Annotated in this window: 8 protein-coding genes and 1 pseudogene; 4 read left to right on the plus strand and 5 right to left on the minus strand. The window is 49.1% G+C overall.

What is annotated here, in order from left to right:
* From RMO27_RS18590 to RMO27_RS18600, 3 genes are all read right to left on the minus strand, one after another.
* Window positions 1-268: YggT family protein (locus tag RMO27_RS18590; protein ID WP_309735279.1), on the minus strand; the 268-nt coding region annotated here is incomplete at its 3' end.
* A 165-nt stretch (window positions 269-433) separates the two neighbouring features.
* Window positions 434-1,249: a carbon-nitrogen hydrolase family protein gene (locus tag RMO27_RS18595; RefSeq protein ID WP_309735296.1), complete on the minus strand. Its 816-nt coding sequence runs from the start codon at window positions 1,247-1,249 to the stop codon at window positions 434-436.
* A gap of 77 nt (window positions 1,250-1,326) precedes the next feature.
* A complete protein-coding gene (locus tag RMO27_RS18600; protein ID WP_309735281.1) occupies window positions 1,327-1,422 on the minus strand; it encodes a cytochrome b6-f complex subunit PetL in 96 nt (31 codons plus the stop codon).
* A 356-nt stretch (window positions 1,423-1,778) separates the two neighbouring features.
* On the opposite strand from RMO27_RS18600, the gene aroB reads away from it, so the two are divergent.
* The 3 genes from aroB to RMO27_RS18615 all read left to right on the plus strand — a co-directional run bounded on the left by aroB (window position 1,779) and on the right by RMO27_RS18615 (window position 7,366).
* On the plus strand, window positions 1,779-2,954 hold the full coding sequence (aroB, locus tag RMO27_RS18605) for a 3-dehydroquinate synthase (RefSeq protein ID WP_309735282.1): 1,176 nt from the start codon (window positions 1,779-1,781) through the stop codon (window positions 2,952-2,954).
* Window positions 2,955-3,053: 99 nt separating this feature from the next.
* Window positions 3,054-6,503 (plus strand): CHASE2 domain-containing protein, encoded by a 3,450-nt coding sequence (locus RMO27_RS18610; protein WP_309735285.1) that lies wholly within the window; start codon window positions 3,054-3,056, stop codon window positions 6,501-6,503.
* 68 nt (window positions 6,504-6,571) lie between these two features.
* Window positions 6,572-7,366, plus strand: a complete 795-nt coding sequence (locus tag RMO27_RS18615; RefSeq protein ID WP_309735287.1) for a hypothetical protein — start codon at window positions 6,572-6,574, stop codon at window positions 7,364-7,366.
* A 172-nt stretch (window positions 7,367-7,538) separates the two neighbouring features.
* Here RMO27_RS18615 and RMO27_RS18620 read toward each other — a convergent pair.
* Together RMO27_RS18620 and RMO27_RS18625 are read right to left on the minus strand one after the other, a co-directional pair.
* A pseudogene (locus tag RMO27_RS18620) lies at window positions 7,539-7,809 on the minus strand (addiction module protein).
* A 129-nt stretch (window positions 7,810-7,938) separates the two neighbouring features.
* Entirely contained in the window at window positions 7,939-8,073 is a 135-nt protein-coding gene (locus tag RMO27_RS18625) for a hypothetical protein (RefSeq protein ID WP_309735292.1), read from the minus strand.
* 111 nt (window positions 8,074-8,184) lie between these two features.
* Here RMO27_RS18625 and RMO27_RS18630 point away from each other — a divergent pair.
* Window positions 8,185-8,570, plus strand: a 386-nt coding sequence (locus RMO27_RS18630) for a hypothetical protein (RefSeq protein ID WP_309735294.1), incomplete at its 3' end; no start/stop codon positions are given.

Raw genomic sequence — 8,570 nt, forward strand, 5'->3', positions numbered from 1 at the left:
CTTGTTGTCCGACTAAAACTTCCCGAATCAAACTGACGATCCCGACCCAGACAATCGGGGTAATATCGACACCACCAATCGGCGGAATCAGTTTGCGAGAAGGGGCTAGAAATGGCTCTGTTGGGGCAATTACGAGGCTAAACGGTAATTTTTGACTTTCGACTTGCGGATACCAAGTGAGGACGATCCGAAAGATAAATAAGAATGTCATCACTACCAAGATGAGGCTGACACCGATATTGATTAGTTGAATGTTGTTAGCGGTCATTTTTAAATGGGGGCAAGGAGTGGGGAGTAGTTTGGTAACAAAGAACAGGGTTTTGCTTGGTGCATTTTCATGGACGGGAAACCCGTCCGAAAATGCATCTGCTAAATCCCCACTCTAATAACCCAATTATCAATTATCAATTATCAATTATCTTCCCCCTTAATTCTACGAAAAAACTCGGTGTTGGAGTGAGGGCATTTGGGCGCGGGCGCGAGCTAGTCGCTGCGGGCTGATTTCGGCGATCGCGACTCCAGGGAGATCGCCAGCGTCAGCGAGAATTACGCCCCAAGGACCGATAATCATCGCGTGGCCGTGGGTTTGCCGCATGGCATAGTGAGTGCCTGTTTGAGCGGGGGCGATTACATAGCAAGTATTTTCGATCGCTCGTGCTTGGAGCAGGACTTGCCAGTGATCTTTGCCAGTGTAGGCGGTAAAAGCGGCTGGGACAAACAACACATCCGCGCCTAATTTGGATAGATGGCGGTATAACTCTGGAAATCGGACGTCATAGCAGACCGATAAACCAAGTCCACCGAGTTGCGGGGAATGATAAACATCTGGTAATTTCATCCCCGCCATCACTGTGCTGGACTCGTGATAGGTATTGCCATCGGGGAGATCGACGTCAAATAAATGTGCCTTCTCATATCTGCTGAGTTCTTCACCGCTGGGGCCGACGAGGAGGGCAGTATTGTAAACCTTGCCCTCGGTGCCGACAGGCACGGGGAAGCCACCACCAACCAGAGTCACTTGAAACTTTTGAGCGGTGGTTTTGAGAAATTTCTCGGTTTGAGTAGCGATCGACTCAGCCTGGTCAACTTTATCTTCTTCTGTGCCCAAGAATGCAAAATTTTCGGGCAAACAGACTAACTCAGCACCTCGCCGAACGGCTAATTCGATTAGTTCTTCAGCGGCAGCTAGATTTTTGGTTAGATCCGGGATGCTGGTCATCTGCACAGCAGCAGCGAGGTAAGATTTCATGGGTGCGGCAATGTAGGAAAGGTGAATGTAATTAGAGCTAGGTAATTGACTAGTCACTGCATGACTAGCCATCACGCCTAGATGACTTTGGCAAATTTGAGGCCGAAAAATAGACCCATCGCAATGCCAAACATCACACCGATAAAACCGAGATAGACGATCGCGCCAGACATAGCTCTAAAACTCCACAGATAATAACTATTCAAGTACCATTAAATCACTGACTGGAGCCGAGCGGATCGAGATCGATCGATTCTGCGCTCAGGCCGATCGCTGATGACCAGATCGGATTGTTGCCCGCTGGATCTACAATTTAAACTACTGGCGAGCAGTTGGCACGATTTAATTGATCGCACGCTAGTAGCCACCGCAATCGATCGCTTGTTAGCGACGATCTCGATTGCTCGTCAACCAGTGGATTTCCCAATGGCAACGCTCTGTCAACCCTGCTCCGGATGGAGACGTTCCGAGGATCTTCCGGTCAAACTCTCAACTGTTACACCACTCCTGCCATTCTATAGAAGTAATGATGCAAGTTAATTTAGGCGTACATGGCGAACGTAGTTATGAAATCTCGATCGAGACTGGCAATCTCGATCGCTTGGGCGAAAAGTATCGCCACGTCCAGTCGCAGTCAGAGCAGGCAGGGCGAGTCAAGATCGGCGAGAAGATCGCGATCGTCTCGAACCCGACTGTGTTTGGTTTGTATGGAGAACGCGCGATCTCTGCACTCAAGCGCGCCAATTTTGAAGTCTCCTATTGTGAATTACCCGACGGCGAAAAATCCAAAAACCTCAGATCGATCGAGCACATCTACGACCATGCGCTGGAACATGGCCTAGAACGCTCTTCTACGCTGTTGGCTTTGGGTGGCGGGGTGATTGGAGATATGACGGGTTTTGCGGCGGCTACTTGGCTGCGGGGGCTGAATGTGGTGCAGGTACCGACGACCTTACTCGCGATCGTCGATTCGTCGATCGGTGGTAAAACTGGTGTCAATCACCCCAACGGCAAAAATCTGATCGGGGCTTTTCACCAACCAAGACTGGTGCTCGCCGATCCGCAGGTTTTAGCGACGCTCCCCGCCCGTGAATTTCGAGCGGGGATGGCCGAAGTTGTTAAGTATGGAGTCATCGGCGATCCAGAGTTATTTGAGTTATTAGAGTCCGCTCCCAGCCTCACCCAAGCCCAAATCGATCCCTTACTGCTGGCGACGATTCTCACGCGATCGGCGGCAGCCAAGGCCGATATTGTGAGTAAAGACGAGCACGAAACTCAGGGATTGCGGGCGACGCTCAACTACGGACATACGATCGGTCACGCGATCGAAAGTGTCACCGGCTATCAGGTCGTCAATCATGGCGAAGCGGTCGCGCTAGGCACGATCGCCGCTGGCGAACTCGCGCTCAAACTCAATTTGTGGACGGCAGCAGACGCAAACCGCCAATCTACCGTGCTCCAAAACGCTGGTTTGACTGTCGCCGCATTACCCACCGCGATCGAGCCAGCGAATATCGATCAGATAATTGCGGCACTCAAAGCCGATAAAAAAGTCCAAGCTGGTAAAGGCGTCTTTATTCTGCCTACCCAGATCGGTGCAACCAAGACGATCGAATATCGACCGGACGATCTGGCTCACCAACTCGTTTCCGATCCGCTAATTAAGCAAGTTTTAACCGCTATGTTGCCGATTCAAAGTATTTAGATTCCAGTTATTCTGATTAAGACTACGATAACTCACTGAGATCGGGTTGTTGTCACTGTTACTTGTCCCCACCATCTACCGAATCCACCTGCATTCACCTTGAACTATCTCACCCGATTTACTCATCTTTCGGCACAGTTCCCAGACCAACTGCGATCTGGATGGCGGTGGCTGCCTGGGCCAATTGCCGCCGCGATCGCGATCGGACTAGTGCAGCTTGGTGCGACAGCACCGATGGAAGATTTTGCTTACAATCGGTTGACCCAATTGCGCGGCCAAAGAGCCTGGGACGATCGCGTGGTGGTGGTGGAAATCGATGATGCGAGTATGGCCAAATATCGAGACTTACCAAATAATCGATCGTACTATGCCAAATTAGTCAAAATTCTCACTAAGTATAATGCGAGTACGATCGCCTTCGAGCAGGTCTTTAACGAGATCGCCCCCGAAGATAATGAATTGATCGCCGCAATTAATAATCACAAAGCGGTGATTCTCGCCCAAAGTTGGGACGGACACAATACGCCGATCTTGCCGACCCGCAGACTTAAAGCCGCTGCCCAAGCTGTCGGCCATATCGACAAAATCAAAAGTAATGACGGCACGATTCGACAGATTCAATCCTATAAAAATCGGGTCTATTCATTAGCTTGGATGGCAGTTGAAGGCCACAATCTCAGCAATGCACCAGAGATCCAACGTCCCGTAAATGATGGCAATTTCTGGATTAATTGGCCTGGTAAAGTTGCCAAAGTCAACCACTATTCGTTGAGTTCGATCCTCCAACCCAAGGACGAACGCGATAAACAACGACTGGAAAAAGGATTTAACAACAAAATTGTCTTGGTAGGGGTCACCGGGAATAATGCCCAGCGGATCGATACTCCTTTCGATCGGGCTGACGGCGCGGCCAGTATTTATCTCCATGCTGCGATCGTCGATAATCTCCTCCAGCAAGCACAGTTACAGGTCGTGCCCGGTGAGTGGCTGCTATTGGGACTATTGGTCATCAGTCCGCTCCTGAGCGACCGGCTCAGTCGGCTTACCCACGGTCAACGCTTACTGGCGGTATTTGGCTTGAGTGGTGGTTGGGTGGCGATCGTCACCATCGCGTTGGCAAATAATTATCTGCTGCCAGTGACCGCCCCGATTATCCTGGCACTATTGACGAGCGTGGGTGTTGCTTATTGCGAACGCCAATACACCGATTTTTTGGTCAAGCGCGAAATCGACAGGCTCTGGCAAACCCATCAAATCAATCTCGTCGCCCATACACCCCGCGTGGGAGAACGCCAAATGTTGCCGCCGATTCCCGTCGGCAAAGTAGCGAAATTAGCCACCCTCGCCGCCGAATTAGGCCGCGCCCAATCCGCCCAAACGGCGATCGCCCACAGTTTATCGATGGGACTCCTCGCGACCGAATTAGATGGTACGGTGTGGTTTTGCAATTCCGTCGCTTCCCAGCTTTTAAATATTAATATCGGCGATAAGATTGAGCACTGTCTGATTCCCCAGTGGTTGACGGCCAATGAATGGGAAGAACATCTAGCCGATCTGCATACTTACCAAAGTTTACCCGCCAAGGAAGTGCGGCACAAAGACAAGTTTTTTACGCTCAAAATCGAAGCTCTATTCAATTGGCAAGAAATCCAACGTGATATCATCGATGGCAAGAAAATCGAAGATATTGCGGTGGTTTCGGGGTTTTTATTAGTTATTGAAGACATCACCACCTCGAAACAACTTCAGTCATTATTGATCGAGCGCGAACGGCACAGTCGGCAGGAATTAACCAAGGAAAACATTGCCCTCGAAAAAGCTCGCCAGCTAGCCGAATCTGCGGGCAAAATGAAGAGCGCGTTTTTGGCCAATATGAGCCATGAAATTCGGACGCCGATGAATGGGATTATTAGTTTTACGGAATTATTATTAGATACCAGACTGAATGATGAACAGCACGGTTTTGTCGAAACAATTCGGTGCAGCTCCGATAATTTGTTAAATATTATTAACGAGATCCTCGACTTTTCCAAAATCGAAGCGGGCGAACTGCACCTCGAAGAAATCGACTTTAATCTCACCGAAACAGTCGAACAAACGATCGACGTGCTGGCAAATAATGCCTATTCTAAAGGGATCGAATTGAGCTGTCGGATCGAACCCACCATCCCCAATCATTTGCAGGGCGATCCGACGCGATTGGGGCAAATTTTGACCAACTTAATCGGTAATGCAATTAAATTTACCGATCGCGGCGGTGTCTCGATCGATGTCAGCGCGATCGCCACGACCTCCCGTCAGACGACCCTCTATTTTCAAGTGCAAGACACGGGCATCGGCATCGATACCGATTGCCAAGACAAAATCTTCCAATCCTTTTCCCAAGCTGATTCCTCGACCACGCGTCAGTACGGGGGGACGGGTTTAGGCTTAGCTATTTCCAAGCGATTGATCGAGATGATGGGTGGGGAAATTGGCGTGATTAGTGCCCCCTCTGCGGGTTCGATCTTTTGGTTTACGCTCACCTGCACCCGCACGATCCTGACGCCAGTGATGAATGCCGAATTGAACCAGAGTCGCCACCTCGCCCAATCACTGCAAGGACAACGCTTGCTGATTGCTGGTAAGTGGGATCACAGTCGTCATGCGATCGCCTCAGCCGCCGAACATTATGGCGCGATCGTCACGACTACCACCACTAGTACTGCCGCGATGAATCTGCTCTTAGCCGCCGCTGCTGTGGGTCAACCATTTGCGACGCTGATTACCGATCTCACCTTCCCCGATGCCCCCAATACGACGCTACCAGACCAGATCGGTCACTATCCCGAACTGGTAAATCTGCGGATCGTCACGACGATCGGGTTTAATGAATGCGATCGTGCCCAAGTGCTCCAACAGCGAGCGGCGATCGCTGGCTATGCCTTTAAACCCGCCAAGCCGCTCGGCTTGCTCAACCGCTGTGTCGAGCCAAATCTGCTCGCGCCAGCAACGGATCTCCCCTCCTTTGAAGCTGCCACCGATCCCAAGCCGCCCCAACCCCAATTATTGCCAGCCAGTCCTAGCTCCAAGCTGCGGATTCTCGTCGCTGAGGATAATAAAGTCAACCAGAAAGTCGCCCTCAATCAACTCAAGAATTTGGGCTATGCTGCCGATCTCGCTTGTGATGGCGAAGAAGTCCTCGCCAAGCTCGTCGATTGCGATTATGACGTAATTTTGATGGACTGTCACATGCCGCGACTCGATGGCTATGCCGCGACTAGAGAAATTCGGCTCCGCGAAGGTAATCTGAGGCATACGGCGATCGTTGCCCTCACTGCCAGTGCCATGAAAGAAGATCGCGAATTAGCCATGTTAGCCGGCATGGATGACTTCCTCTCTAAGCCCGTCCGCAAAGATGAACTCTCGGCCAAAATTGCGCTGTGGACGCGAGAACTCGCCCCCGATCCTAGTGACTCGATCGCAGATCCTGACGATTCGGCAATTCTGTCGATGACGGAAGATTCGTTGCACTCTACCTGCCCACCTAGCGGTTCATTAGCATCTTAGCGATCGGTTTGATCCGTTAAGATGTTGCGATCGAAAGAACGGATTTGTAAAACATAGATTTTAACGTAATGTCAACCAATCCTCTTCAGCGGCTCGAACCAGCCGATCATCCACTGCTTGCGCTCATCTTTGAGCATCTCGATGATTCGATGCTGGTAGAAATCGCCAAAGCAGATTACGGTGATGATGTGGATATTCATCTAGCGGCATTGCATCAGATTAGAGCAAACAAGATCCCGATACCGATGCAATGGCATCCTGGAGAGGTGCTTTGTCTGACTCGTTGGACAGAATGGGACAGTCTGAACACACAAGATCGAGCGATCTCCACCCGCAATCATTGGATGCGGCTGTTTGCTTGTACGGCACTAATTTGGGCTTCACTCGAACCTGAAAATTATGAGTATAAGGCTGAAGATTGGAACCATCTCGAAGGAGAAGACTCGACGATTATTCAGCTTTTCGATAGTGCCCTCAATCTCGGTGAGAATACATCACTGGCAGCTCTAAAGTTCCTAGGTTGGCGAATGGAATGTCAAATGGAAAGGGCATTGCTAGATGAAGATTTTGGGAATTGTCCTTGCTATGCGGTGGCAATGTTGTTGCTATGGGTATCGCTCGTTGACAGAGACTCTTCCCTAGAGGATCGCAATCCTGAAATGGTGAATTTTCTCATTTCTGTTGCACATTGCAATGAGTATCTCCCTAGAAATTGGGAGATCGATGAGTGTCAACTCTCTCAGAAATGGCGGGATACGATCGAGAATATATTACTCGCGCCAACGGCACCGAATTACGCTCGATCTAGTCCAGAACTTCAAAACTTTGGGCTGGAGCTAATTGGTGCTGCTGGTTTAAGCTAATGGTAAACAGATCGCCCAATTGGCAATTATTATTTAAGGCTCGATCGAACTGTGGCGACCAGGGCACTTGCCCGCACAAATTCCGAACCTAAACCACTTTCTTGCGACTCATATCATGTAAAAGCGTCTTCCGAATCTAACTCCGCTTCTGGACGGATAATCAGCCTATAATTCATTGGGAAACGCCTAATCGCTGTTTGACTGTTTCCCAACTAGCTCCAGAATTGGGATCTTGGTGATGTTGCACCAATCTTCGTTGGCGTAGCTTACCGGAGGTAATCGAGTTCTTGTTGTTGTGCTGGATCTAATTCGACTTCATCCTGTCGATCGACAATACGATCCCATAGATCCTCTGCAAGTTGAATCCGCTCGGCAATACTTAATTGAGCGTAAATACGATCTTGCCGTTCGAGTAATCCTTTGATTTCGGTTAACCGAAGCATGATGTTGCGCTCGCCAAGTTGCGCTGTCAGAGCATCATCATCTTGGCGAGCGTTATCGATTCGGCGGTGAGTACGATCGTTTTCTGCCAACAATCGCTCGACTTCTGCGCTCCATTCAACTTGCTGTTGTCAGGCTGGATCGGGCTGTTCGTTGCTACTTAAAATTCGATCGAGTCCTTTGAGAGTTAGGGTTTGAGCTGTCAATTCCCGTTCCAGATAGTCGGCGACAGCCGCTTCTTTTAGCCATCTAATGACAGATGTCATCACCATAATGTGACATCTGTTAGATGTGGAATAGATTTTCTTTTGATACAGTTAAGTTCATAGTTAATTTCTCAATTATTTTTATCAATTTAGTGATTAATTGGTTTACTTATGAGTACAGCAATTTCAGCAAACACAGAAATACTAGAAAATATTTTCGACCTCACTTCTGATGGCTTTGAAGCCAGCGTGCGGAATTATTTACCTGACTCTACTTACCGGAACTACTGCTTGTGGGCGCTTTCTCCAGAAAACCCTCAACAAAAAGACTATTTACAAGTGCTAGGCTTCAAGCAATTTGCACAATTAACGCTAACTCTGTTTGATGGACTTGTAAAAGACACTAATCAGGAAAAGTTAGCAAAATTCATTGCTCCGATGAATGTCTATCTAGCTTACGAAAATATATCTGATAATTTGGCAATTGGCCTTGCAAAGCAGGCACCTAATGACACAACTTATACGCTCCGACGTGATGTACTCCTTTCCTTCAATGA

The organism is Chamaesiphon sp. OTE_75_metabat_556 (assembly GCF_031378165.1).
In the GTDB taxonomy this organism is placed as follows: Bacteria; Cyanobacteriota; Cyanobacteriia; order Cyanobacteriales; family Chamaesiphonaceae; genus Chamaesiphon.